We start from the raw sequence: 22,834 nt of genomic DNA on the forward strand, positions 1-22,834 counted from the left end.
CCTTGCCGGCCTTCCGAGGCCACGGCGGGGCGCCGACGCCGGCTCAGGAAGCGGCTCGGGAAACGGCTCAGGAAGCAGCTCGGGAAACGGCTCGGGAAACGGGTCAGGAGGCGGGTCAGGAGGCGGCGGGTCTGACGGCGGCGGCGGTCTGGCGGAGCTGGGCGGTCATGCCGGGCGTGGCGGCGAGGTAGACGGCCGTGCCGGGGCTCTCCAGCCACATGAAGTTGCGCAGGCCGTCGCGGCTCGTCCAGCGCAGCGCGGGTTTGCCGCGGTAGGCGGTCAGGGTCGAGCGGGCCACCAGCGTGGCGAAGTGCTCGGCCGTCCGCACGCCGCACACCACGCCCACCCGCAGTTGCTCGTCCTCGTCGTCGCGCCACATCACGCCCTTGACCGTGAGCCGCCTGGCGAGCCCGCCCAGGCGGCCGAAGGTGCCGGCGCGGGCCAGCGGCGGGGGCGCGCCGGGGATCTCCAGCCTGGTCGACCCGCAGGCCAGCCTGACGGGCTTCCCGGTCGCCGGCTCGCTCGCCGACGGCGGCGGCGGGGTGGTGCTGGGCGGTCGGGGCGGGTCGCCGCCGCACCCGCCCGTGCCTGCGGCCAGCGCGAACGTGATGAACACCGCTGCCGGGCGCCGCATCGTCCCCCCATGACTCGTGGGATCAACCAGGGTAAAGGCTCCTAGTCTCCTACAGGAGCACGGGCTGAGGCGGCAATAGGCAGCAGCTCGCCGCCGAGGGAGTCGCTCACCCGGATCCAGGCGCCCGTGCCCGGGCGTTCCAGCCAGGCGATCACCCTGCCGCCGCCCGGATGCGCGCCGACGACCGCGGGCCGGCCCCTGATCGTGGTCTCGGCGGGGTCCAGCACGCCGGCGTGCGCGCGGTAGGTGTCCCAGTCGGCGGCCATCGTGCCGTGCTCGACCTGGGCCTCCACGTAACGCTTGGCGGTGCCGTACCTGGCCCGGACGCCGTCGGGGACGACCGGGCCGCCGCCGCTGCGGCGCAGGCCGCGGGGCAGGTAGGTGAGCCAGAGGTCGTCGGAGACGACCGCCAGCGGGGGCTCGGCCCGCGCCGCCGCGCCGGGGCGCGACGGCGCCTTCAGTGGCGGCGGGGGCACGTACGACGAGCCCGCCGAAGGCGGGTGCGGACGGCCGAAACCCGAGTGGAACAGGGCGTAGATGGCGAGAGCGGTCACCGCGAACGCCAGTCCGGCGAGCAGCGCGCGCCGGCCCTGCCCCGCGCCGCCGGCACCCTCAGGGATCATGGACGGTTGATCCCCCGATCCGGGCGATCTCTACCGTGCCGATGCCGGTCCCGCAGCCTTGGGCGACATGCGAGTCCGCACCTGGGGCCAGTGGCAAAATATGGAAATGCACCGGCCCCTGCACACGCTGCCCAAAGCCCATCTCCACCTGCACTTCACCGGCTCCATGCGGCACTCGACGCTGATCGAGCTGGCCAGGGAGCAGGGGCTGCACCTGCCCGACGCGCTGGAGCAGGACTGGCCGCCGCGGCTGCGGGCCACCGACGAGCGCGGCTGGTTCAGGTTCCAGCGGCTGTACGACATCGCCAGGTCCGTGCTGAGCCGTCCCGAGCACGTCTACCGGCTGCTGCGCGAGACGGCCGAGGACGAGGCGGCGGCCGGTTCCCGTTGGCTGGAGATCCAGGTGGACCCGTCCGGGTTCGCCGCGCGGTTCGGCGGGCTCACGGCCACGCTGGAGCTGATGCTCGACGCGGCGCGGCAGGCCGCCGAGCACGCCGGGGTGCACATGCCGGTGATCGTGGCGGCCAACAGGACCAGGCATCCGCTCGACGCGAACACCCTGGCCAGGCTCGCCACCCAGTACGCCGGCCGGGGCGTGGTGGGCTTCGGCCTGTCCAACGACGAGCGGCGCGGCGCGGCGCGCGACTTCGAGCGGGCCTTCCGCATCGCCAAGCGCGGCGGGCTGCTGGCCGTGCCGCACGGCGGCGAGCTGCTCGGGCCGCGCAGCGTGAGCCAGTGCATCGACGACCTGGGCGCCGACCGGGTCGGGCACGGCGTGCGGGCGGCCGAGGACCCGTGGCTGATGCAGCGGCTGGCCGACCGGCAGATCTGCTGCGAGGTGTGCCCGACGTCCAACGTGGGGCTGGGGGTGGCCGAGCGGGCGGCGGACGTGCCGCTGCGGCGGCTGTTCGACGCCGGGGTGCCGATCGCGCTGGGCGCCGACGACCCGCTGCTGTTCGGCACCCGGCTGCTGCGCCAGTACGAGCTGGCCAGGGAGGTCTACGGGTTCTCCGACGCGGAGATCGCCGAGTTGGCCCGGCAGTCGATCCGGTCCTCGACCGCGCCGGAGACGGTGCGCAAGGAGCTGCTCAAGGGCGTGGACGACTGGCTGACCGGCTCACCGGAGTGACCCGGCGATCCGCACCGCTCGTTCCCTGGTGCCGGCGCCCTCCAGGCGGTAGGTGAGCGCGTCCCGCTGCCAGACGAGGGTGGGGGCGGCCTGGCGCAGGGGGATCTCGGTGCCGTCCTGGCGGCGGATGTAGCGGAGCGGGTGCGCGCCGGGGATCCACCAGGCCGTGGTCCCGGCCATCTCGACGTAGTCGGGCCAGGGCGGGCCGAGCTTCTTGAAGAAGAACGGGTCCACGCCGCCCTGGAACTGGTCGAGCCGGACGCCGTCCGGCCAGAACATCGACACCAGCCGGCCCTGGTCGGCGACGGTGGCGCGGGCGGGGGGCCCGAGCTCGGCCGGGGTTCTGACGTGGAACCTCACCAGGTCGGGCAGGTCGTCCGGGGCCACCGGGTGCTCGCCGGGGAGGTTCGCGGTGGTCCGTACCGGGGTGGGTGGTGTGTCGCCGAGCTGCAGTTCGACGCCGGCCAGGCGGAGGACCCGGGCCACGGCGGCGCGGCCCTGGGGGGTGGCGGCCGTGACGGCGACGACGGCCAGCACGACGGCCGCCACGATCCGCCACCGCGCCCGCCGTGTCCGCTGCGTCCGCCGCCTGTGCTTCTGAGGCTGGAGCTCCAGGCGGGCGCGCACGGCGGCGGCGACGTCGTCCGGCGGCGGGGACGGGGCGTCGAGGAGGGGGCCGAGGGCGGTCAGTTCGGCTTCCAGGTCGTCGAAGGGGTCATGCGAGTTCACCGCCCACCTCCTCCCTCAGCCGGGCCAGCCCCCGATGGGTGCTGGACTTGACGGTACCGACCGGCCAGCCGAGCACCTGGGCCGTCTCCGCCTCCGACAGTTGCAGGAAGTACCGGCACACGACCGCCTGGCGTTCCCGCTCGGGCAGCCCGCGTACGGCCGCCAGCAGCCGGGCGCGCCGGTCGGTGGCGACGGCCGCGCCCGCGGGGTCGTCGGGGGCCACCGCACCGGCGGGGTCGGCGGCGGTGAGCCGTACGGCGAGGTCGGAGCGGCGCCCGCGGGCCCGGGTGAGGTTGTGCGTCTCGTTGGCCACGATCCGCAACAGCCAGGGACGGAAAGGCGCGTCCCGCCGGAACTTGGACAGATGACGGAAAGCCTTGACGAACGCCTCCTGCACGACGTCCTCGGCCTCGTCGCCCGCGCCGAGCAGGGCGGCGGTGCGGTGGGCGAGCGCGCTGTACCTGGCGACCAGGACCTCGTAGGCCCCCAGGTCACCGTCGAGCGAGCGGGCGATCGCCTCGTCGTCGTCCATGGCGTGTCAGATTCCATCGCATCGGCCCGCGCCCGGGGAAGGGTGTTTCACGCATCAGGTCATCCTCGGGGGCATTAGACTCGTGCAATCCGTCTGCCCCTCAAAGGAACGGGACTATGTCTTCTGGGTATGACCGTGTAGTGCAACCGGCGGCCGGTGACGAGGCCCTGGAGAACCACCTGGGTGGGGACGAGGCCAAGAACTATCGGCAGTACGAGTTCGACATGGTCGCCCCGCACGTCGGCCGTTCGATGCTGGAGATCGGCTCCGGGCTGGGCCACTTCGCCGAGCAGTTCCTGCCGCGGCTCGACCGCCTGGTCGTCAGCGACTTCGACCCCTACTGCGTCGAGCAGCTGGAGAAGCGCTTCGAGGGCCGCGACGACATCGACGTCCTGCAGTTCGGCCTGCCGACCGAGATCCCGCTGAAGGACAAGGTCGACACCGTCGTCATGATGAACGTGCTGGAGCACATCGAGGACGACGCCGAGGCGCTGCGCTCGCTGGCCCGCGTCACGCTGCCCGGCGGCCGGATCATCATCTGGGTGCCCGGCTACATGCAGCTTTATGGAGACTTCGACCGCAAGGTCGGGCACGTCCAGCGCTACACGCCCAAGACCCTGCGCGCCACGGTGGCCAGGGCGGGGCTCGACATCGACGTGCTCAAGCCGATCAACTTCCTGGGCGGCATCGCCTGGTGGGCGGCGGTCCGGCGGGGCGGCGTGGGCTACCCCGACCCGCGCCTGGTCAAGATCTACGACCGCACGGTGGTCCCGGCCACGCGGCTGATCGAGCGGTTCATCACCCCGCCGTTCGGCCAGACGGTGTTCTGCGTGGCCCGCGTCCCGCAGAAGTAGCCCGCAGAAGGGCCCGGCCGCCACCCGGTGGGTTGGTGGCGGCCGGACGTTTTCTACTTGATCGAGCCGGCGGTCAGTCCGCCGACGACCTTCCGCTCGATCAGCGCGAACAGGATGATCACCGGGATGGTGGCGATCACCGAGCCCGCGAAGAGGTTCTGCCAGTCCACCTGGTACTGGCCGATGAACGAGTTCAGCGCGACCGTGAGCGGCTGGTTGGCCGGGGTCGTGGTCAGGGTCAGGGCGACCACGAACTCGTTCCACGCCGCGATGAACGTGAAGATCAGCGCGGTGATCACGCCCGGCATGGCCAGCGGCAGCGTGATCCGGAACAGCGCGCCGAAGCGGCCGTTGCCGTCGATGAAGGCGGCCTCCTCCAGCTCACGCGGGATCGAGGCGAAGTAGGCGTTCAGGATCCACACCGCGAACGCCAGGTTGAACCCGCCGTTGACCAGGATCAGCGACCAGATCGAGTCCACCAGGCCGAACTGGTAGAACTCGCGGTAGATGCCGACGAGCATGGCCGTGGGCTGGAACATCTGGGTGATCAGCACCAGGATCAGGAACGCGGTGCGCCCCCGGAACTTGTGCCGGGCCGAGTAGTAGGCGGCCGGCAGGGCCACGAGCAGCACCAGGATCGTCGAGCCGCCGGCGACCTTGAGCGTCACCCACAGGTTCCCGGCCAGGCCGCTGGTCCAGAAGTTGGCGAGGTTCGACCACACCCACTCGTCGGGCCAGAACGTCACCTCGCGCAGCGACTCCTGCGACCGCAGCGAGGTCAGCAGCATGACGAGGTACGGGAACAGGAAGACGAACGCGACGATGTAGGCCGCGGCCGCCACGATCACGGTCTTGAGCCTGGGCATGCGGCGCTGCGCCCGTCCGCGGTGTCCGGACTGGTGGCGGGCACCGGCCTTGGGCATGGTCTGCACGGCCATCACGCCACCTCCTTGTTCCAGCGCGACACCTTCAGGAAGAGCGCGGTCAGCACGATGACCATGCCGAAGTTCACGACGGACATCGCGGCCGACTCACCGATGTTCGAGCCCTTGAGGATGAACATGAGGATGGTCGAGGTGGCCGTCGAGTAGCCCGGCTGCCCGTGGGTCATCGCCCAGATGATCGGGAAGCTGTTGAAGACGTTCATCACGTTGATCAGCGCGGCGACGGTGAGCGCGGGGCGCAGCAGCGGCAGCGTGATCGACCAGTACGTCCGGAACTTGGTGGCGCCGTCCATCTTGGCCGCCTCGTAGACGTCGGCGGGGATGGTCGCGAGCCCGGCCAGCAGCGCGTACGTCGTGAACGGCACCGAGACGAAGACCGCCACGAACACCAGCCACGGCATCGCGCTGGAGGCGTCGCCGAGCTGGTCGGCGGAGGCGCCGCCCATCGCGTCGATGAACCCGAGCTTGACCCTGATCTGGTTGATCACGCCGACCTCGGGGTCGAGCATCCACTTGAAGATGATCGCCGTCATCAGCACCGAGGCCGCCCAGGGCGCGATGAGCGCCCAGCGGGCGATCTTGCGGCCGGGGAAGCGCTGGTTGAACAGCTGGGCGAGGGCGAGCGAGATCAGCACGGTGAGCGCGACGACCGCGACCACCCAGATCACGCTGCGGATCATGATGTCGGCGAAGTCCTTCTCGCCGAACAGCTTCGTGTAGTTGTCCGGGAAGTTGTTTCCCTGGACCACTCCGAACCGGCTGATCTTGAGAAACGACGACCGGATCATCTCGATCACGGGCCAGAGCACGACCAGCGCGATCAGCACCACGGCCGGCCCGATCCAGGCCAGGGGTTCGAGGGCGCGCAACCTTCTCATGAGGAACCTTCCATGACGGTGGAGCCGGCGCGGGGACGCGACCCGCGCGCCGGCTCCACAGACCCCCGCTGGATCAGCTGGCTTCGGCGGTCTTCTGCAGCTCGCCGAGGACCTTGGCCGGGTCGTCCTTGACGGCGCCGCCGATGGTCTGCTTGATCGCCGGGTTCACCTCGGCCCACTTCGGGTCCTGGAACGGGTAGAAGCTGGCGTTGGGCAGCGCGTCGAGGAACGGCTTGAGCTTCTCGTCACCCGACAGCTTCTTGATGCCGCCGTTGGTGACGGGCAGCAGCTTGTAGGTGTCGGAGATCTTCTGCGCCGCGTCGCCGGTGTAGAAGAAGTCGAAGAACTTCTTGATCTCGGCGGCGTGGCCGTTCTTGTTGAACGCCATGATCCAGTCCATGACGCCGAGGGTGGTGTCGAGCGGGCCGGACTTGCCGGGGATCGCCGTGACGCCGTAGTTCTTCAGGCCGGCCGCGTCGAAGATCGGGATGGACATGGGTCCGCCGTTGACCATGCCGACCTTGCCCGCGCCGAAGTCCTCCCAGACCGTCTTGCGGTCCTTGGTGCCCGGGTTCGGGGTGGTGAGGCCGGCGTCGACCAGGCCCTTCATGTAGGTGAAGGTCTCGATGTTCTGCGGGGAGTTGATGGCCCACTTGCCGGAGGCGTCCTTGTAGCCGCCGCCGTTGCCCAGCATCCACAGGAACGACTCGCCCTGGGCCTCCTCCTGGCCCAGCGGGAGGCCGAACGGCTGGCTCACGCCGGCCTTCTTCAGCTTCTCCGCGGCGGCCTTGAGCTCGTCCCAGGTCTTGGGCGGCTCGGCGATGCCGGCCTTGGTGAACAGGTCCTTGTTGTAGAACAGCGCGCGGGCGGAGGAGACGAACGGGATGCCGTAGCCGGTGCCGTCCACCTTGCCGAAGTCGGCGAACTTCTGCAGCATGTCGCCGGAGACGTTCGGGGACAGGACCTCGTCGACCTTGTAGAGCAGGCCGTCCTTGACGAAGCCGGAGTAGTCGCCGGTCTGCAGGATGTCGGGCACCTGGCCGTTCTGGACCATGGTGGCGACCTGCTTGTCGATGTCGTTCCAGTTGATGACCTGGACGTCGACCTTGATGTTGGGGTTGGCCGCCTGGAACTGGTCCACGACGCCCTTCCAGAACGTCTCGCCCGAGTTCGGCTTGCCGGGGCCGTCGCCGTAGTCGGCGGCGACCATCTTGAGGGTGACCTGGCCGCCGCCCGAGGCCTGGGTGTTGTTCCCACCGCCACCCGAACCGCCGTCGGAGCCGCAGCTGGACAGGACCAGCATCGTGGCAAGGCCGAGAGCGGCGCCGCCCACAAGCTTCATGTTCACTGGTGATACCGCCTTCTCGTCGGACGGGTCGCTGGTCCGTACCAGCCACCTGACCCCGTCCAAAGGGATGAGGGGTGCGAGAGCCACAGCTCAACGCGTTTGCGCCAGAGTAAGCCCGTGTTCAGCAGCCGGTCTATACCGGCTGGTATCGGTTTGAAAACACTCAGGGCAGAAAAAGCTCACAACCGGTCTAGACCGGGCGTCACAGGATCTTTCTCCGCACGTTCTCGCCGCCGTCCGGGGTGCCGATCCACGGGCCCTCGATGGACGGGTCGAGGATGCCCTCCTCCAGGAACTCGTAGCGGCCGTCGAGCACGTACCGGGCCAGGCGCACGTCCTGCTCGTCGCTGTTGTCCCAGAGCTCGTCGAACAGCGTGCGGACGCGGCGCCGGGCCTGGTGGCAGAAGGTGTCGGCCAGCTCGTACGGCCTGCGCCCGAGGTCGTCGGCGTCCTCCTCGGCCTTCACGCAGACGGCCGTCATGGCGAACAGCTCGGCCCCGATGTCGACGATCCGCCCGAGGAAGGACTGCTTGTGCTCCAGCCTCCCCTGCCACCGGGACATGCCGTAGAAGGTGGACCGGGCCAGCTTCCTGCTGGTCCGCTCCACGAACCGCAGATGCTGGGCCAGCGGGCCGAAGGCGGTGTAGCCCGTGGGCAGGCTGCCCGCGCCGGCCACCAGGGTGGGCAGCCACCCGGCGTAGAAGCGGCTCGCCCGGCCCAGCGCGCGGGCGCGTTCCTGGGGGGACGCCTCGGGGTTGATCAGCTCGCCGGCCGCGGTCAGGTGCGCGTCCACGGCCTCGCGGGTGATCATCAGGTGCATGATCTCGGAGGAGCCCTCGAAGATGCGGTTGATGCGGGCGTCGCGCAGCATCTGCTCGGCGGGCACGCCGCGCTCGCCGCGGGCGGCCAGCGACTCGGCGGTCTCGTAGCCGCGGCCGCCCCTGATCTGGACGAGTTCGTCCAGCGCCCGGTACGACAGCTCGGTGGCGTACAGCTTGGCGAGGGCGGCCTCGATCCTGATGTCGTTGCGCCGGTCGTCGGCCAGGCGGGCGGTGAGCTCGCTGACGGCCTCCAGCGCGTACGCGGTCGCCGCGATGAAGGCGATCTTGGTCGCCACGGCCTCGTGCCGGCCCACCTTGCGTCCCCACTGCTCGCGGGCGTTGCCCCACTCGCGGGCGATCTTCACGGCCCACTTGACGCTGCCCGCGCAGGTCGCCGGGAGGGACAGGCGGCCGGTGTTGAGGGTGGTGAGCGCGATCCGCAGCCCTTGGCCCTCCTTCCCGATCAGGTTCTTGGCGGGCACTCTGACCTGGGAGAACTCGGTGACGCCGTTCTCGATGCCGCGCAGGCCCATGAAGCTGTTGCGGCGCCTGACCGTGATGCCCGGGCTGTTCCCCTCGACCACGAACGCGCTGATCTTCTCGCCGGTCCTGGCCATGACCACCAGCAGGTCGGCGACGACGCCGTTCGTCGTCCAGAGCTTGACGCCGTTCAGCACGTAGTCGTCGCCGTCGCGCACGGCGGTCGTGGACAGCCGGGCGGGGTCGGAGCCCACGTCCGGCTCGGTGAGCAGGAAGGCCGAGATCTCGCCGGCCGCGCACCGGGGCAGGAACTCCCGCTTCTGCTCCTCGGTGCCGAACTGCTTGAGCGGCTGCGGCACGCCGATCGACTGGTGCGCCGACAGCAGCGTGGCCAGGGCGGGGCAGTAGGAGCCGACCAGCGTGAGGGTGCGGCAGTAGTACAGGTAGGGCAGGCCCAGGCCGCCGTACTCGGTGCCGATCGTGATGCCGAACGCCCCGAGGGCGGCCAGGCCCTTGACCACCTCGTCGGGCACCTGCGCGGTGCGCTCGATGAGGGCCGGGTCGACGTGGGCCTCCAGGAAGCGCCGCACCGCCCGGACGAACTCCTCACCCCGCTCGGCGGCCTCGGCCGGCAGCCCGGGCGCCGGATGCACCAGGTCCAGCCGGAGATCGCCGAGGAACAGCTGCTTGGCGAAGCTGGGGAGCCGCCATTCGCGCTCCCTGGCCTGCTCGCCGACCTGCCTGCTCTCCGCGTACGTCGTCTGCTCACTCATGGCACCCTCCCGACGGTGCGCCGTCATGTGCTGGGAGTACTGCCCGCCTGGCGGCTTTAAGCACGCCCAGTGCGACGACGGCCAGCACGGCGGGCACCGCCAGGAAGGCTCCGCAGCAGGCCAGCGCGACCATCGACATGCCGGTCGCCACGAGGGCGGTGACCCGCGGCCGGCCGGCGGGCAGCACCCGCACCGCCGCCGCCACGCCCGCCGCCGTGACGGCCGCCAGGCACGCCGAGGTGGCCCGCATCAGCAGGTCCAGGTCCACCGCCCACACCACGACCGGCACCGTCAGCACGGCCAGCGCCCCGAGGCTCCGGTACGGCCCCCGTCCGCCGGCGAGCCAGGCGGGCATGGCCCCGTCCCTGGCCAGCGCCACCCCCAGCCGCGCCGCCCCCGCCAGGTACGTGTTGACCGCCCCGAACGTCAGCAGCACCGCCAGCACCCCGGTCACCGGCCGCGCCACTCCCCCGAGGCCGGTCTCCAGCAGCGCGTTCAGCGGCACGCCCGGCATGTCCGCGCCGAGCACGCCGACCGAGGTGACGCTGACGCCCAGGTACAAGACGCCGACCACGACGAGGGTGATTATCGTGGCCCTCGTCAGCCCGCGCTGGCCGGGGGCGAACTCGGCCGACAGGTGGCTGGCCGCCTCCCAGCCCACGAAGGCGAACATGAGCACCCCGGCCGCGCCGGCCACCCCGGCGAGCCCGTACGGGGCGAAGGGGGTGAAGTGGTCGAGGTCGGCCCGTGGGGCGGCGGTGACCACGGCGACGGCCAGCAGCGCGACGAGCAGCGCCACGGAGACGAGCTGCAACCGCCCCGAGGTACGCAGCCCGGCGGCGTTGGCGGCGAACGCCGCGGCCAGGATCAGCACGCCGGCCAGGGCGCCGTCCACGCCCAGGGACGCCTCGACGTACCGGCCGCCCACCAGCGCGCCCGCGACGGTCCCGACCGGCACGGCCCCGTAGAACCACCAGCCCACCACGGCGGCGGCCCGCGGCCCGAAGGCCAGCCCCGCGAAGCTCGCCACCCCGCCCCCGCCGGGATGCCGGACGCCGAGCGCCGCGAACGTCAGCGCCACCGGCACGCTCAGCGCGAGCAGCCCTGCCCAGGCCAGCACGGAGGCCGGCCCCGCCGCCGCGGCGGCGAGCTGCGGCAGCACCAGCATCCCCGGCCCCAGCACCGCGCCCACCAGCAACGCCGCGCCCTGCCCCGCACCCATCCGGCCGTGTTCAGTCATGCCCGCGAAAGTAGCCCGATCGTTCGGCCCTGCCACCGCTCCACCGAACGAACGATCGGAGATGGGTGCAGAATCGCGTCATGGACGAACTTGATTCGGCGATCATCCGCCTGCTCCAAACGGATGCGCGGCAGTCCAACCGGGAGCTGGCCCGCCGGCTCGGCATCGCCCCCTCGACCTGCCTGGAACGGGTCAGGGCGCTCACCCGGCGCGGCGTGATCCGCGGCTACCACGCCGACATCGACCCCGCCGCGCTCAACCGGAGCACGCAGGCGATGGTCTCGGTCCAGGTGCGCCCGCTGAGCCGGGCCGTGATCAACGCCTTCAAGCAGTCGGCCGCCGGAATGCCCGAGGTGCTGAGCGTGTTCGTGCTGGCCGGCGGCGACGACTTCCTGCTGCACGTCGCGGTCCAGGACCTCGACCACCTCCACTCCTTCCTGCTCGACCGGCTGAGCAAGCGCAAGGAGATCGTCGGCTTCCGCACCTCGGTGATCTTCCAGCAGGTGCACGACGCGGTGCCGGAGCGGCTGCCGTCGCCCACGGAGACCTGACTTTCGTCAGGGGTGCTTCTGGACGGTCGGCAGATCCGGCGGCGGGGGCGTTCTCCGTATGTTTGCCTGCATGAGCTTGAAGATCGCCCTCGCCGGGCTGGCCGCGGCCCTGTCCCTCACCCCCGCTGCGGCCCCGGCCCTGGCCTCTGCCCGGGCCTCGGCCCCCGTCGAGCCGACCCCCGCCGCCGTGGACGCCTACCTGCGCGAGGCGCTGGAGGCCACCGGCGTGCCGGGCCTGTCGGTCGTGGTGACCCGCGGCGACAAGGTCGTGCACGCCGCCGGGTACGGCAACGACTCCGAAGGGCGTCCGGTCACCGCGGCCACGCCGATGCGGGTGGCCTCGGTGAGCAAGTCGTTCACCGCGATGGCCGTGATGACCCTGGTGGAGCAGGGGAAGATCGCGCTGGACGAGCCGGTGGCCGGGCAGTTGCCCGGTTTCCGGATGGCCGACCCGCGCTTCGCCGAGATCACCGTGCGCCAGTTGCTGAACCAGACCTCCGGGCTGTCCGACAGCTCGCTGGACATCGGCGACCTGGAGTCCGCGAGCTCGCTGGCCGACTACACCGCCCGCCTGGCCAAGGGCCGCCTGGCCGCCGACCCGGGCAGCCGGTACGCCTACTGCAACGTCAACTACGACCTGGCCGCCCGCCTGGTCGAGACCGCGAGCGGCCGCCCCTTCGACGCCTACATGAAGGACCGCGTCTTCGGCCCGCTCGGCATGACGAGCAGCGCCGTGAGCGCCCAGGCCGTCCGGCCGGCGGACGGTTTCGTCTCGGTCTACGGGATGTGGCTGCCCCGGCCGGAGGCGTCCGGGTTCCTCGACGGCAGCGGCTCGGGCGCGGTCATCACGACGGCCGCGGACATGGGCAAGTGGCTGACCGCCCAGAACGGCGCCGGCCGCCCGCTGGTCAAGAAGCAGAGCATGGAGACCATGCACAAGCCCGGCCCGCACGGCTACGGCATGGGCTGGAGCCTGGAGGAGGAGTCCGGCCTGCTCGTGCACTCGGGCAACCTGTTCACCTACAACGCCGTCGAGGCCGTCTCGCCGAAGACCGGCTACGGCTTCGCCGTCATGACCAACGGCGCCTCGCTCTACGACCCCACCTACGACATCATGCGCGGCCTGGCCGCGATGAGCGAGGGCCGCGCGCCGGCGGCCCTGGGCGGCGACCGGCAGCTCTACGACCTGGTGCTGGGGCTGCTCGCCGTCGTGGCGGCCGGGCTCGGGGTCATGGGCGTGCTGCGGGCGCGGCGGTGGGCGTCCCGGCGGTCGGGGCGGCCGTGGTGGCGGATCGCACTGCGGCTGGCGCCGGTGCTGCTGCCCGTCCTGGTGTTCGCGTTCTACCCGGATTGGGTCTCCGTGCTGCTCAACGGGCGGTACGTGACGTGGGAGCAGCTCACCTACTTCCCGGCGTCGTTGTCGCTCACCCTGCTCGCCGCGGCTCTCGCCGGGCTCTTGACGGCCGCCGTCCGGGTTTGTGTACTGTGTAAGCTTACAAGGTACGCAAATTCGAGGAGATCCCGATGACCGCGGTCGCCGTCGCCGTCCCGCTCGTATGGCTCGCCTGGCTCGTCGTCACCGACTGGGTGCCCATGTTCCCGCTCAACGACCTCAACGGCGCGAACGTCAGGGGCCGGGCCCTGGCCGCCGCGATCAACTACCCGTTCCCGCTGCTCATCGCGGCCGGCGTCGCGCTGCACCGCACGTGGTCGCTCACCGCCGCGACCGTCCTGTGCGTGCTGGTCATGGCCGGGCACGTACGGAGCTGGTGGCTGCCCTACTTCGGATTCGCCACGGCCGAGCAGCGCGAGCTCTACCAGCGCGAGTACAGCCGCACCTGGAAGATCCTGCCGACCGCGGGCCACGCCGTGGTCATCGACGTCCAGCACATGGTGGTGGGGCTGCTGTCCCTGCTCATGCTGGCGGCCACGATCGTCGTTACGCTGACCGCATGACCCAGGCACCCAGGCGGGCGGGGCGACCGGCCGTGCTCACCGTCGAGCGCATCGTGGCCGCGGCCGTCGGCATCCTCGACGCCGAGGGCCCCGACGCGCTGACCATGCGCCGCCTGGGCGCCGACCTCGGCGTGGCCGCCATGTCGCTCTACCGCCACGTGCCCAACCGGGACGCGCTCGTGTCTTTGGTCGTCGACCAGCTGTTCGCCGAGGCCATGGCCGGTTACACGCCGGTCCCCGACTGGCCGCGGGCGCTGACCGGGTTCGCCGTGGCCTACCGCCGCTTCCTGCTCGCCCACCCGCGCGCCGTCCCGCTGCTGGCCACCCACCCGGTGGACGTACGGCTCGGCACCGAGCTGATCTCCGGCCTGCTGGCCCGCTTCGAGGCGGCGGGGGTGCCCCCGGGCGACACCGTCAACGCGGTGCAGTCGGTGGCCGTCTACGTGCTCGGCCACGCCCTGGCCCAGGTCGGCTCGACGGCCGAGACCCACGGCCCGGCCGCGCTGCGCTTCTACGACCAGTGGTTCGACGCCGGCCTGCGGGCCATGGTGTCGGGCTTCGAGCAGCAGCTCGCGGCGACGCGTTGATCAGGTTGCTCGTGCAGCGGCTCGCGGCGCCGCGTTAATTCGGTTGCCCGGCGTTGCGGACAGGCCATAGCTTGTCGGTCATGCGCCTTTACCTGTGACAGCAGCCACCTCAGTCCATCGTCCGACAGACGCGGCCACGCTGTGCTCGTCGACGCCCGGCCCTCACCGAGCCGCGTCCTGAGTTCGCGTAAAGGAGCTTCGCATGCGAGTTCGCTCAGCCATTCACTCAGCCAAGAAGAAGACCGTCACGCCCGTGCCGCCCCGGCAACTGCCCAAGACGCCGCAGCGCCCGGTCGTGCCGCCCCGGCGGATCATCCCGCCCAAGGGCCGCTAGACAACTACCGGGATGGTAGTTAACGAGCGCCGCCTCCCCTCGTACGCCCGGGAGGCGGCGCTCACCCTTTTCCGCTCCGGTTCCGCTAGAGCCGCTCGATGATGGTGACGTTGGCCTGGCCGCCGCCCTCGCACATCGTCTGCAGGCCGTAGCGGCCGCCCGTGCGCTCCAGCTCGTGCAGCAGCTTGGTCATCAGGATCGCTCCCGTGCCGCCCAGCGGGTGGCCGAGCGCGATGGCGCCGCCGTTGGGGTTGACCTTGGCCGGGTCGGCGTCCAGCTCCTTGATCCAGGCCAGCGGCACCGGGGCGAACGCCTCGTTGATCTCCACGACGTCGATCTCGTCGATCGACATGCCCGCCTTGCGCAGCGCCCGCTGCGTGGCCGGGATCGGCGCGGTCAGCATGTAGACCGGGTCGTCGCCCATGAGCGCGAGCTGGTGGATGCGGGCCCGCGGGGTCAGGTTGTGCTCGCGCACGGCCTGCTCGGAGGCGATCAGCACGGCGCCGGAGCCGTCGGAGATCTGCGAGGAGGTGGCCGCGGTGATCCGGCCGCCCTCCTTGAGGGTCTTGAGCCCGGCCATCTTCTCCAGCGTCGTGTCGGGCCGCGGGCCCTCGTCGTCCTCGACGCCGTTGATCGGGGCGATCTGGTCCTTGAAGTAGCCGTTCGCGACGGCCTTGGCGGCCCGCTGGTGGGACTCGTAGGCGAACTGCTCCAGCACGTCACGCTGGAGGCCCCACTTCTCGCACATCAGCTCGGCGCCGCGGAACTGCGAGATCTCCTGCTTGCCGTACCGCTCGACCCACTTGTCGCCGAACGGGAACGGCATGCCCTTCTCCAGCGCGGCGGTGATCGACGCGCCCATCGGGACGATGCTCATCGACTCCACGCCCGCGGCCACCACCAGGTCCTGGGTGCCCGACAGGACGCCCTGGGCGGCGAAGTGGATCGACTGCTGGGACGACCCGCACTGCCGGTCGATCGTGACGCCGGCCGTCGTCTCGGGCAGCCCCGCCGACAACCAGGCGTTCCGCGCGATGTCCATGCTCTGGGGGCCGAACTGCATGACGCAGCCCATGATGACGTCCTCGACCGCCGCCGGATCGACGCCGGTGCGGTCGATGAGCGCCTTCAGCGTGTGGGCGGCCAGGTCGGTGGGATGGACGGTGGAAAGCCCGCCCTTCTTCTTGCCGACCGGGGTACGGACCGCTCCGACGATGTACGCCTCTGCCACAGTGCCTCCTGGAAACCGAGCATTATTCGGTTATTGAGGAGAGACTACAACAGAACGACGTTCTGTGGCTCGTCACTCCGGGGGCAGAAGGTCCTCCGCGGCGTCGATCCTGAACCGCCACCGGTCCACCACCAGGCCGTTCAGCGATTCTGCCAGCTCCAGCGCCAGACTTCCGAGCTTGACGGGCTCCTCGCCGCGCAGCTCGATCGCGGTCAGCTCGGTGGCGAACGGCAGCAGCTCCCCCACCGCCGGCGGCTGCCCCTTCTGCGGCACCAGCGCGGCCCGGATGTCGCCCGACGTGTACGTGAACTCGTCCTCCCCCTGCTCCAGCAGCGGCGCCAGGTCGTCGGCGGACGGGCGGACGGGCAGGATGACGGCGGGACCGCCCTCCTCGCCGTCGGCCGGATCGCTCACCTCGCCCCGGCACACCGCGAGCCCCTTGAGCCGGAAGGCCAGCCCCTCGGCCAGGTAGCGGTCGAAGAAGTCGAACGGCAGCGGCCCCTCGGCGGTGACCCGGCAGGCCCACGCCTTCTCCAGCACCCCGCCGGTCAGCTCGGCGTCCGCCTCGACCGGCGCGCACACCCGCACGTCGGCCCCCACGATGTCGTCGCCCTCGCGCCGCGCGCCGGGATCGGCCAGCCGGACGATCCGCAACAACTCGGCGGGGTCCGGTCTGGCGGGCAGGGCCGCCGTCGGGCCAGTACGCAGTTTCCGCTTCGCCAGCCAGCCCATGCCCGCCTCCGCCAATCAGCTTCGATAGGAGCTCGTCATCGTCGCGTAGACGATGATGTTGTCGTTGTAGTGACCGATGGTGCGATCGTAGGCGCCACCGCAGGTGATGAGGTGGAGCTGGGCGTTCTCCCGGCTCCCGTAGACGCGCTCGGTCGGGAACGTCTTCTTGCTCGCCTGCTCCACGCCGCCGACCGTGAACACGGCGGTCGTCCTGTCCTGGCGCTTGACCTCGATGATGTCGCCGTGTTTGAGCTCGCCGAGGCGGCTGAACACGGCGCTGCGCGTCCGGGTGTCCTTGTGCCCGAGCAGCACCGCCGGGCCCTCCTGACCCGGCGTGGACATGTTCCGGTACCACCCGACCAGGTTGGGATTGTCCGACGGCGGCACCTCGATCGTCCCGTCCTTGGCCAGCCCCACCGACTTGATCGGCGCGTTGACGCCGAGCCGCTTGATCACGATCCGGATCGGCGTCGAGGGCAGCATCGGCGGCGCCGGCTTGATCTCCGGCAGCGGCGGCGGCTGGTCCGGCGGCGCCTGGAACAACGCCTGCTGCGGCTGCCCGGACGCCTGCGACTGCACGGCCACGGGCAGGGCGTCCCTGTCCATGCCGTACTCCTCGGGCGACTGCAGCACGATCAGCATGCCCGCCACGACCGTGACGACCCCGGCGATGGCCGCGCCGATCAGCACGGTCCTGAGCGCGGTGCTCCCCCGGTCCCGCGGTGGCGGGCCGCCGTACGGATACTGCCCGGCCACGCCGGTCAGCCCCTGCCCGCGGTACGCCGGCGCAGCACCAGCCCACCGGCCGCCGCGGCCGCGATCAGAACGGTGCCGGTGAGAACGAACAGCCGCCCGTCGGGCCCCGCCATACCCCCGGCCCCGGTGTCGGCCCCCGCCTTGGGCGTCTTGGACTTGTCGGGCGGGGTGACGGTCACGGTGGCGGTACTGGTCTTGGTCGGCTTGGGGGTGGGGGTCGGCGTCGGGGTCGGCGTAGGCGTCGGCGTGGGGGTCGTTCCCGAGCCCGCGACCACCTGGAAGGTGTGGTTCTTGACGCCCGTCGCGGGAGCCACGCACTTGATCGCGCTGCCGGTGGTCGCCGTGGCCGAGGTGCCGAGGACCAGGTCGCCGGGGGTGAGCGTCACCGTGCCGGTCGTGGTGGGCTTCACCTTGAGGGTGACGCTGGGCAGCGTGGTGATGTCCTGCCCGACGACGACGTTGGTCAGCGCGCCCTCGGCCGCCGCCGGCTGGGTGACCCCCGCACCGGACGCCTTCACGTTGAGGAAGTACTTGCCGCCGCTCGTGGGGAAGCCGGTGGGGGCCTTCAGCGTGTCAAGGCTGCTGGTATCGATGGTGCTGGTCCACGAGATGCTGACTTCCTCGTTCGCCTTGGCGTTGGTGGGCAGGGTGCCGGGGGTGATCTTGATGTCCACGTCGGCCGGATAGGCCGGATCGTTGATCGTCGTGTCCACCAGGTCACACTTGTACTTGACCACCTCGGTCCCGGTGCCACCGCCGCCGGTCTGGACCGGGATCGAGATGCTGGCGGGAGCGGTCGACCCATAGGTGCAGGTCGTCGTGTCCTGGCCGATCTTGATGCTCAGCAGCGGCGTCGTCCCCGTCGCCGTGGCGACCGGCGTGAGAACGAGGTTTCCGCCCGTCGTCGCGGTCACGCTGACCGACGCCGACATCTTCGGCGGCGTGTACGACCCGCCCATCGCGACCGCCGTGGTCGTGCCCGTGCCGGTGCCCTTGAGCGCGGTGGGCGTCCCGCCGGTCACCGTGAGGTCGCCGCCGCCGGTGGTGACGGTCTCGTTGGCGGTCAGGGCCTTCGCCACCGGGATCGCCGGGAACGTCCAGTCGATCGTCGTCGACTTGGCCGGTTCAACCGACGCCGGAGGCGTGATCGTCACGATCACGGGACCGGTCTGGAGAGCGCCACCCGTGCAGTTATAGGTGATCTTCAGGGGTTCAGCCACCGCGGCCTGGGCCGGCGAGGACAGACCGACCACCGAACCGGCGAGGACGGTGACTGTGCCCATCAATCCCAAGGCGGAGGTCTTGTGGGCGAGGCGGCGCCACGCCTGGGACGTAAGCACGGGTCCATCTCCGTTTCAGCGCAGTGTCAACAGTCGTGCCAGAATTCCAGCCGATGGTCACGGTTCGGTTGAGATCCTACGAACTGTCCCTGTCAACTTCCCGTAAAACTCAAAATCCGACCCAAAAACCCCATCAGCCCTTCTTCTTCGACAACGTCGCGTACACCACGATGTTGTCCGTGTAGCTGTGCGCCTCCTTGTTGAAGACGCCGCCACACGTGATCAGCCGGAGCTGCGAGTCCTTGGTGTTCCCGTACACCCGGGACGTCGGGAACGCCGACTTGCTGACCTGCTCGATCCCGCTCACCGTGAACCGGGTGACCTTCCCGTCCGACCGGTACACGTAGATCTGGTCGCCCTTGGCCAGTTCGCGCAGGCGATCGAAGACGGCGGGGCCCTTGCGGGTGCTGACGTGGCCGTTGATGATCGCGGGCCCGAGCTCGCCCGGCACCGGCGAGAAGCGGTACCAGCCGGTCTGGTTCGGCCGGGTCAGCGGCGGAGTGCCCAGGTTGCCCTTGATGTCCACGGTGACGCCGCCGATGGGGGCGTTCACCTTGATCTTGGGAATCTTGATCCGGCTGGGCTTCGCCTTGGCCTTGGCGGCCTTCGTCCTGGCCTTGGGGATCGGCGGCACGGTCGGAGCCGCGGCCAGCGGCGGCGGCGCGTCCGGTCGGGCCGGGGTCAGCGTCGCGCCCTTGCCGCCCGGTCCGACGGTCGCGGGCAGCACGAACGCGCCCGCGTTCTCGATCTGCACGGCGGTCGGCCGGTCGGCGGCGGCCAGCGTGCCGGAGCCGTCGTCCACCTTGGGCGCCACGGAGAGCAGGCCCACCATGATCGCGCCGACGCCGGCCAGCGAACCGGCGATCAGCAGCCCGGGCATCGCCCGCTGCATCGGAGTCTTCTGCTCGGCCATCACTTCGTTCCTCCCGCGTGCGCGGCCCGGCGGCGGCGCAGGACGAGCCCGCCGCCCGCGCTGCCCATGAGCAACATCGCCCCACTGGCCATCAGCCCGTACGGCCGGTCCGGCTCGTCGGGCGCCTCACCGGTGTCCACCCCGCCCTTGGGGATCTTGGCCACCTGCGCCCTGACGTACGCGGTCGCCGTCGGGCCGGTCGCGGTGGGCGTGGCCGTGCTCGTGCTCGTCCCCGTGACCGCCGGCACCACGACCACGTGCCCGAGCCCGTTGCTCGGCGTGGGCTGGGAGTGGTGACGCGTGGGGGTGCTGGTGGCGGTGGACGTGCCGGTCGGGGTCCGCGTCGGCGTGGGGCTCGTGGTGGGGGTCTTCGACGGGTCGGGGGTGGTGGGGGTCTGGCTGTTCGTCGGTCCCGACTTGTCCCGTACGGTCACCGTCACCGAGACCGGCCCGCCGACGAGCTTGCACTTCGCGCCGTGGTAGCCCGTCGGGATCTTGGCGGTGTTGGTGGACACCTTGAATGCGTCGAGCCAGGCAGGCTTGCTGGAGGCGTTCACGATCCGGATGGTGTGCTTGCCGTACTTCAGCTCCGGCGACTTCCAGATCGTGAAGCCGCCGTCGAGGTCGTCGTTGACGGGCAGGTCGTCGTCGGAGCGCGAGGGGTCCTCCGTGGCCACCTTGCTGCCGTCGATGTAGATGTCCACCGGGCCGGCGTCCTTGTCGTGCGGCCCGATGTACTCCACGCCGGTGCCCGTGAAGCTCAGCTCGGCCCAGGCGCCGAGGTCGTTGGTCTCGTGCAGGTCGTTGTGCACGTGGTTCTCGGAGCCCGGACGGTCGTCGATCGAGCTCCAGCCGGGGCCGTAGTTGACCTTCATGTCGGTCGGGTTGTCGCTCTCGTTGCCGTCGTTGGCGACGACCGTGCCGTCCGGCGGGGTGAAGTCGAGCTCGATGTCCTTCGGCGTGACCTTGATGGTCCCGACCTTGTCGATCAGTCCGGGGTCGTTCAGGGACTCGGGCAGCGACAGTTCGCCGTCGGGGCGAAGCTTGCCCTTCTGCTCGACCGAGCCCTTCGGCTGCAGGATGCCCTGCCAGCTGCTGGTCAGCTCGACGTTGCCGGTGGCGTGCACGTTGGCGCCCGGGGCGAAGTAGCCGGGCGACTGGAGCCGTCCGTGGTCGGCGTAGTCGAGCTTCCAGGTGAAGTTGAGCGGGTCGCCGACCACCAGGTCGGTGGCGAAGGTGAGATGGGTGTTCAGACGTACCGGTGCGTGCCGCACGATGCTGTCGGCCCCGGAGGGAACGCATTCGTACTGCACGTCCAGGTCGGCCGGTGCGGCCGAGGCCGGGACGCCGGGCAACGCGACGACCCCGACGGCCGCCACCGATGCGATCGACGCGGCGAGCAACGACTTGCGCCACCGACTCACGGGACACTCCGATCATCACAAATAGACCGAGGGTAGATCTTAGAGTCGAAAACACCCGCAACGCAGGCGGTTTCCCCCAAGTTCCAGCACTTGTGATGAAGCCGTGTCCCCTGCCGTGTCCCCTGCCGTGTCCCCCGTCGCCTCACCCACCGCGAAAGCGGGTATACCTCCGGGTAACAGAATCGTATTCTGTCGTGCACGACACCTGCTTGGAGGCGAATCGATGCAGCGAGACCTCTTCGACGAGGAGCACCTGCTCTTCAGGGAAACCGTGCGCGAGTTCATGGCCCGCGAGGTCGTGCCGCACCACGCCCAGTGGGAGAAGGACGGCATCGTGCCCCGCGAGGTCTGGAAGAAGGCCGGCGAGATCGGCATGTTCGGCTTCGGCGTCCCCGAGGAGTACGGCGGATCCGGCATCACCGACTTCCGCTACAACGCGGTGATCGTCGAGGAGATCATCAGGACCGGCGCCTCCGGCCTGGGCTTCTCGCTGCACAACGACGTCATGGCCCCGTACGTCGTCGAGCTCACCGACGACGAGCAGAAGCAGCGCTGGCTGCCCGGATTCGCCTCCGGCGAGCTCATCACCGCGATCGCGATGACCGAGCCGGGCGCCGGCAGCGACCTGCAGGGCATCAGGACCACCGCCGTCCGCGAGGGCGACCACTACGTGGTCAACGGCCAGAAGACGTTCATCACGAACGGCGTCAACGCCGACCTCGTGGTCGTGGTCGCCAAGACCGACCCCGAGGCGGGGGCCAGGGGCACGACGCTGATCGTGGTCGAGCGCGGCATGGAGGGCTTCAACCGCGGCCGGAACCTGGACAAGGTCGGCATGAAGGCCCAGGACACCGCCGAGCTGTTCTTCGAGAACGTGCGCGTGCCCGTCGCCAACCGCCTCGGCCCGAACGAGGGCGAGGGCTTCTTCCACCTGATGAACAACCTGCCCCAGGAACGCCTGTCGATCGCCGTGGCGGCGGTGGCCGCGGCCGAGACGGTGCTGGAGCAGACGATCGAGTACTGCAAGACCCGCCAGGCGTTCGGCCGCAACATCGGTTCGTTCCAGAACACCCGCTTCGTTCTGGCCGAGCTGGCCACCGAGACGGAGATCGCCCGCCACTACGTGGACAAGTGCATCCTGGCGCTCAACGCCCGGCAGCTCACCGTCGTGGACGCCGCCAAGGCCAAGTGGTGGACGACCGAGCTGCAGAACAAGGTCATCGACCGCTGCCTCCAGCTCCACGGCGGCTACGGCTACATGATGGAGTACCCGGTCGCCAAGGCGTGGCTGGACAGCCGCGTCCAGACCATCTACGGCGGCACCACCGAGATCATGAAGGAGATCATCGGCCGGTCCTTCGGATTCTGACGGCGGGCGCGCGCCCGGCCGGGCCGCGCCGCATACTGTCAGCATGGACGGCGGCCTGATCCTCCTCGTTTTCCTGGCATTACTGTTCGCCTGGGGGCTCAACCGCGTGCGCAGGGCGTTCCGGCTCGGCCCGGTCGGCTACGCGGGCGTGATGATCGTGTTCATCATCGCCATGCTGCTCGTCTGGGGCCAGACGATGCGCTGAGCGCCGGGAAGCTCACCCCGGCATCCCCTGCACGAACCTGGTCAGCAGCCGGGCGAACTCGGCCCGCTCGGCCGCCGACCAGTCGGCCGTGGCCGACGCGAAGGCCGCCTGCCGGGCCTGCCGGGCCTGCGTGAGCGCGGCGGCGCCCGCGTCCGTCAGCACGAGCCACGCCCGCCGCCCGTCGGCCTGGTCGGCCTCCCGCCGTACCAGCCCCGCCGTCACGGCGGCCGTCACGAGCCGGCTCGCCCGCGGCTGGTCGACGTTGAGCGCCTCGGCGACCGCCGACACGGTGAGCCGTCCGCCGGCGCCCTCGATCACGTCGAGCACCTCGTATTCGGGGCCCGCCGCGCCGTGCTGCCGGGCCAGCGCCCGCCTGCTCTGCCTGCGCCTGATCGCGACCATCGCGCGTTCGATCGCGGCAATTTCCTTGTCTTCGTACATATAGTTGCTA

General features: G+C 70.6%; 25 protein-coding genes. 9 read left to right on the forward strand and 16 right to left on the reverse strand.

The window, feature by feature from the left end; genetic code table 11:
- Positions 1–115: 115 nt before the first annotated feature.
- Positions 116–634 carry a hypothetical protein gene (locus AB0J76_RS00110; RefSeq protein ID WP_352325436.1) on the reverse strand — a complete coding sequence of 173 codons (519 nt, stop codon included), beginning with the start codon at positions 632–634 and terminating at the stop codon, positions 116–118.
- Positions 635–675: 41 nt separating this feature from the next.
- Entirely contained in the window at positions 676–1,257 is a 582-nt protein-coding gene (locus AB0J76_RS00115; protein ID WP_364388266.1) for a hypothetical protein, read from the reverse strand.
- A gap of 106 nt (positions 1,258–1,363) precedes the next feature.
- On the opposite strand from AB0J76_RS00115, the gene AB0J76_RS00120 reads away from it, so the two are divergent.
- Entirely contained in the window at positions 1,364–2,386 is a 1,023-nt protein-coding gene (locus AB0J76_RS00120; RefSeq protein ID WP_352330006.1) for an adenosine deaminase, read from the forward strand.
- On the opposite strand, the gene AB0J76_RS00125 is transcribed toward AB0J76_RS00120, so the two are convergent.
- Both AB0J76_RS00125 and AB0J76_RS00130 read right to left on the reverse strand, forming a co-directional pair.
- Positions 2,375–3,115 carry a hypothetical protein gene (locus AB0J76_RS00125; RefSeq protein ID WP_352330007.1) on the reverse strand — a complete coding sequence of 247 codons (741 nt, stop codon included), beginning with the start codon at positions 3,113–3,115 and terminating at the stop codon, positions 2,375–2,377. The genes AB0J76_RS00120 and AB0J76_RS00125 overlap by 12 nt on opposite strands.
- On the reverse strand, positions 3,102–3,647 hold the full coding sequence (locus AB0J76_RS00130; RefSeq protein WP_352330009.1) for an RNA polymerase sigma factor: 546 nt from the start codon (positions 3,645–3,647) through the stop codon (positions 3,102–3,104). Before AB0J76_RS00130 ends, AB0J76_RS00125 begins: the two co-directional genes overlap by 14 nt.
- 116 nt (positions 3,648–3,763) lie before the next feature.
- On the opposite strand from AB0J76_RS00130, the gene AB0J76_RS00135 reads away from it, so the two are divergent.
- The gene (locus AB0J76_RS00135; protein WP_352330011.1) at positions 3,764–4,501 is read left to right on the forward strand and encodes a methyltransferase domain-containing protein; all 738 of its coding nucleotides are present in this window, start codon (positions 3,764–3,766) and stop codon (positions 4,499–4,501) included.
- A 53-nt stretch (positions 4,502–4,554) separates the two neighbouring features.
- Here the strand turns inward: AB0J76_RS00135 and AB0J76_RS00140 are convergent, their stop codons facing one another.
- From AB0J76_RS00140 to AB0J76_RS00160, 5 genes are all read right to left on the reverse strand, one after another.
- A complete protein-coding gene (locus tag AB0J76_RS00140) occupies positions 4,555–5,439 on the reverse strand; it encodes a carbohydrate ABC transporter permease (RefSeq protein WP_352330014.1) in 885 nt (294 codons plus the stop codon).
- Positions 5,439–6,323, reverse strand: coding sequence for a sugar ABC transporter permease (locus AB0J76_RS00145; protein WP_352330013.1), 885 nt, complete (start codon positions 6,321–6,323; stop codon positions 5,439–5,441). Before AB0J76_RS00145 ends, AB0J76_RS00140 begins: the two co-directional genes overlap by 1 nt.
- Positions 6,324–6,396: 73 nt before the next feature.
- Positions 6,397–7,665 carry an extracellular solute-binding protein gene (locus AB0J76_RS00150; RefSeq protein WP_352328598.1) on the reverse strand — a complete coding sequence of 423 codons (1,269 nt, stop codon included), beginning with the start codon at positions 7,663–7,665 and terminating at the stop codon, positions 6,397–6,399.
- Positions 7,666–7,873: 208 nt separating this feature from the next.
- Positions 7,874–9,745, reverse strand: coding sequence for an acyl-CoA dehydrogenase family protein (locus AB0J76_RS00155; protein WP_352328600.1), 1,872 nt, complete (start codon positions 9,743–9,745; stop codon positions 7,874–7,876).
- A complete protein-coding gene (locus AB0J76_RS00160; protein ID WP_352328602.1) occupies positions 9,738–10,985 on the reverse strand; it encodes an amino acid permease in 1,248 nt (415 codons plus the stop codon). Before AB0J76_RS00160 ends, AB0J76_RS00155 begins: the two co-directional genes overlap by 8 nt.
- A gap of 80 nt (positions 10,986–11,065) precedes the next feature.
- Here AB0J76_RS00160 and AB0J76_RS00165 point away from each other — a divergent pair, with 80 nt between their 5' ends.
- The 5 genes from AB0J76_RS00165 to AB0J76_RS00185 all read left to right on the forward strand — a co-directional run bounded on the left by AB0J76_RS00165 (position 11,066) and on the right by AB0J76_RS00185 (position 14,413).
- On the forward strand, positions 11,066–11,536 hold the full coding sequence (locus AB0J76_RS00165; RefSeq protein ID WP_352328604.1) for an Lrp/AsnC family transcriptional regulator: 471 nt from the start codon (positions 11,066–11,068) through the stop codon (positions 11,534–11,536).
- A 70-nt stretch (positions 11,537–11,606) separates the two neighbouring features.
- Positions 11,607–13,064, forward strand: a complete 1,458-nt coding sequence (locus AB0J76_RS00170; RefSeq protein ID WP_352328606.1) for a serine hydrolase domain-containing protein — start codon at positions 11,607–11,609, stop codon at positions 13,062–13,064.
- The gene (locus AB0J76_RS00175; protein WP_352328608.1) at positions 13,061–13,492 is read left to right on the forward strand and encodes a hypothetical protein; all 432 of its coding nucleotides are present in this window, start codon (positions 13,061–13,063) and stop codon (positions 13,490–13,492) included. The genes AB0J76_RS00170 and AB0J76_RS00175 overlap by 4 nt, the downstream gene beginning before the upstream one ends.
- The gene (locus tag AB0J76_RS00180; RefSeq protein ID WP_352328610.1) at positions 13,489–14,079 is read left to right on the forward strand and encodes a TetR/AcrR family transcriptional regulator C-terminal domain-containing protein; all 591 of its coding nucleotides are present in this window, start codon (positions 13,489–13,491) and stop codon (positions 14,077–14,079) included. Before AB0J76_RS00175 ends, AB0J76_RS00180 begins: the two co-directional genes overlap by 4 nt.
- Positions 14,080–14,281: 202 nt before the next feature.
- Positions 14,282–14,413 (forward strand): hypothetical protein, encoded by a 132-nt coding sequence (locus AB0J76_RS00185; RefSeq protein ID WP_352328612.1) that lies wholly within the window; start codon positions 14,282–14,284, stop codon positions 14,411–14,413.
- 85 nt (positions 14,414–14,498) lie between these two features.
- Here the strand turns inward: AB0J76_RS00185 and AB0J76_RS00190 are convergent, their stop codons facing one another.
- From AB0J76_RS00190 to AB0J76_RS00215, 6 genes are all read right to left on the reverse strand, one after another.
- The gene (locus AB0J76_RS00190; protein ID WP_364388276.1) at positions 14,499–15,644 is read right to left on the reverse strand and encodes an acetyl-CoA C-acetyltransferase; all 1,146 of its coding nucleotides are present in this window, start codon (positions 15,642–15,644) and stop codon (positions 14,499–14,501) included.
- 72 nt (positions 15,645–15,716) lie between these two features.
- Positions 15,717–16,376 carry a hypothetical protein gene (locus tag AB0J76_RS00195; RefSeq protein WP_352322259.1) on the reverse strand — a complete coding sequence of 220 codons (660 nt, stop codon included), beginning with the start codon at positions 16,374–16,376 and terminating at the stop codon, positions 15,717–15,719.
- Between the two features lie 15 nt (positions 16,377–16,391).
- A complete protein-coding gene (locus tag AB0J76_RS00200) occupies positions 16,392–17,132 on the reverse strand; it encodes a class F sortase (RefSeq protein ID WP_352322260.1) in 741 nt (246 codons plus the stop codon).
- A 5-nt stretch (positions 17,133–17,137) separates the two neighbouring features.
- On the reverse strand, positions 17,138–18,415 hold the full coding sequence (locus tag AB0J76_RS00205; RefSeq protein WP_352322262.1) for a hypothetical protein: 1,278 nt from the start codon (positions 18,413–18,415) through the stop codon (positions 17,138–17,140).
- 190 nt (positions 18,416–18,605) lie between these two features.
- Positions 18,606–19,385, reverse strand: coding sequence for a class F sortase (locus AB0J76_RS00210; protein ID WP_352322264.1), 780 nt, complete (start codon positions 19,383–19,385; stop codon positions 18,606–18,608).
- Positions 19,385–20,809 carry a hypothetical protein gene (locus AB0J76_RS00215; RefSeq protein WP_352322266.1) on the reverse strand — a complete coding sequence of 475 codons (1,425 nt, stop codon included), beginning with the start codon at positions 20,807–20,809 and terminating at the stop codon, positions 19,385–19,387. The genes AB0J76_RS00210 and AB0J76_RS00215 overlap by 1 nt, the downstream gene beginning before the upstream one ends.
- A 223-nt stretch (positions 20,810–21,032) precedes the next feature.
- Here AB0J76_RS00215 and AB0J76_RS00220 point away from each other — a divergent pair, with 223 nt between their 5' ends.
- Entirely contained in the window at positions 21,033–22,178 is a 1,146-nt protein-coding gene (locus tag AB0J76_RS00220; RefSeq protein WP_352322268.1) for an acyl-CoA dehydrogenase family protein, read from the forward strand.
- Between the two features lie 43 nt (positions 22,179–22,221).
- Positions 22,222–22,383 carry a hypothetical protein gene (locus tag AB0J76_RS00225; RefSeq protein WP_352322270.1) on the forward strand — a complete coding sequence of 54 codons (162 nt, stop codon included), beginning with the start codon at positions 22,222–22,224 and terminating at the stop codon, positions 22,381–22,383.
- 12 nt (positions 22,384–22,395) lie between these two features.
- Here AB0J76_RS00225 and AB0J76_RS00230 read toward each other — a convergent pair whose 3' ends face one another.
- The gene (locus tag AB0J76_RS00230) at positions 22,396–22,824 is read right to left on the reverse strand and encodes a MarR family winged helix-turn-helix transcriptional regulator (RefSeq protein ID WP_352322271.1); all 429 of its coding nucleotides are present in this window, start codon (positions 22,822–22,824) and stop codon (positions 22,396–22,398) included.
- Positions 22,825–22,834: the final 10 nt, after the last annotated feature.

It is taken from the genome of Nonomuraea sp. NPDC049624 (assembly GCF_040675255.1).
GTDB lineage: Bacteria > Actinomycetota > Actinomycetes > Streptosporangiales > Streptosporangiaceae > Nonomuraea.